This window comes from Kineococcus sp. AC630 (assembly GCF_979255925.1).
In genome coordinates this window covers 1-1,287 of sequence record NZ_CEEDMJ010000031.1, presented here as the reverse complement: position 1 = coordinate 1,287, position 1,287 = coordinate 1, and the positions used below count along the sequence as shown (strand labels likewise).

2 protein-coding genes are annotated in these 1,287 nt (G+C 70.8%); both read left to right on the top strand.

The window, feature by feature from the left end; translation table 11 throughout:
• The first annotated feature begins 178 nt into the window (after positions 1 to 178).
• Positions 179 to 505: a hypothetical protein gene (locus AC0I8G_RS23095; protein WP_471732042.1), complete on the top strand. Its 327-nt coding sequence runs from the start codon at positions 179 to 181 to the stop codon at positions 503 to 505.
• Positions 502 to 921, top strand: coding sequence for a hypothetical protein (locus tag AC0I8G_RS23090; RefSeq protein WP_471732041.1), 420 nt, complete (start codon positions 502 to 504; stop codon positions 919 to 921). The genes AC0I8G_RS23095 and AC0I8G_RS23090 overlap by 4 nt, the downstream gene beginning before the upstream one ends.
• The last annotated feature ends 366 nt before the right edge of the window (positions 922 to 1,287 follow it).

Sequence of the window (1,287 nt, the reverse complement as noted above, 5' to 3'; positions counted from 1 at the left end):
TCCAACCCAGCCGTCCAACCCAGCCGTCCAACCCAGCCGTCCAACCCAGCCGTCCAACCCAGACGTCGGACCCAGACGTCGGACCCAGACATCCGCCCCAGACGTCGGACGCTGTGAGGCCTCGACCGCCCGGGGGGTCTCGGTCAAGACCCGACAGCTATCAACCGACAGGACGATCATGCAGTTCGCGGACATGGGCAAGGCCACCTTGCGCGGCGGGCGGACCTACTCCGCCGCCGAGGTCGCCCTTCTCGCCGCCCACATCGATCTCACCGAGGCCAAACTGCGCGAGGTCTTCCAGTGGATGGCTCAGGTGGAGTGGGACCGGGCCCGGCTGCGCTCCGCGCTCGCACGGACAGAGGTGACCGTGGTGGCCGCGATGAGCGCCGGCCCTGGACCTGCTGGTGAGCACGACATCCTGCACGGCCTGGTCGATCGCTGCAGCGCCGCGGGCAGCGAGGTGCTGACCGCCGCGCGTGAGCATGCTGCGGCGTACCCGCAATGAGCAGCGACCTGCATCTGAAGCCCGCACTGGAGAGCAGCGACCTCCACGAGAGCCTCGACACGCTACCCGGCGAGGTGCCGCTCGAGCACGTACGTCTGCTGCCCGCCGACCCCCGTGACATGGTCCCTTCCGCGGTCCGCTGGGCCCGCACGGTTCACACCTCGATCCGCACCATCCCCCGAGCGCGGCTGCCGCTGCCGTCGCGGACGTCGCTGCAGGCAGTGGTGTGGGTGCTCGCCGCGGCCGCCGACTACGACGACCGCATCCCGCCCGATCACACCGCCGCCGTACTCGCCCGTGAAGCCGGTGTCGGGGAACGGGTCTGGCAGAAGCGCACCGCCTGGCTCCGTGAGCGAGGCTGGCTCCTCCACGGCCCTGGTGGGCCCAGCGACGGCTGGCAGCTGAGCACACCATGACCCCACCCCACAGCGAGCTGCGGTCTCAGTCGCAGCCCCAGTCACCAGGCCAGGGCCACCGACCACACCGCTCGCAGGCCCTCCGTCACGCGGACACCGCCGCAACCGCGACCCGGCGTAGCGCGCCATGGAGTCCGGCCGAGGACGAGGAACTCGCCGCGTGCGTCAGCGCCGACGACCTCGAAGCGTTCGCGCTGCGCTGGTCGCGGACTTTCCGGGCAGTGGAGCAACGCCGGCGACGTCCCCGCCCAACCCCCAGCGCCGGGATCCCCACCGGTACCGGCTGGATCTAGTGTCCTCCGCCGGAGATCCGCTGCAGAAGTCGCCCGAGTGACGCCAGGATCTGATCAGCGGTCTTGGTCCAGA

Coding starts and splice junctions, on each gene's coding strand:
- AC0I8G_RS23095 (WP_471732042.1), top strand. CDS start 179: ATGCAGTTCGCGGACATGGGCAAGGCCACCTTGCGCGGCGGGCGGACC.
- AC0I8G_RS23090 (WP_471732041.1), top strand. CDS start 502: ATGAGCAGCGACCTGCATCTGAAGCCCGCACTGGAGAGCAGCGACCTC.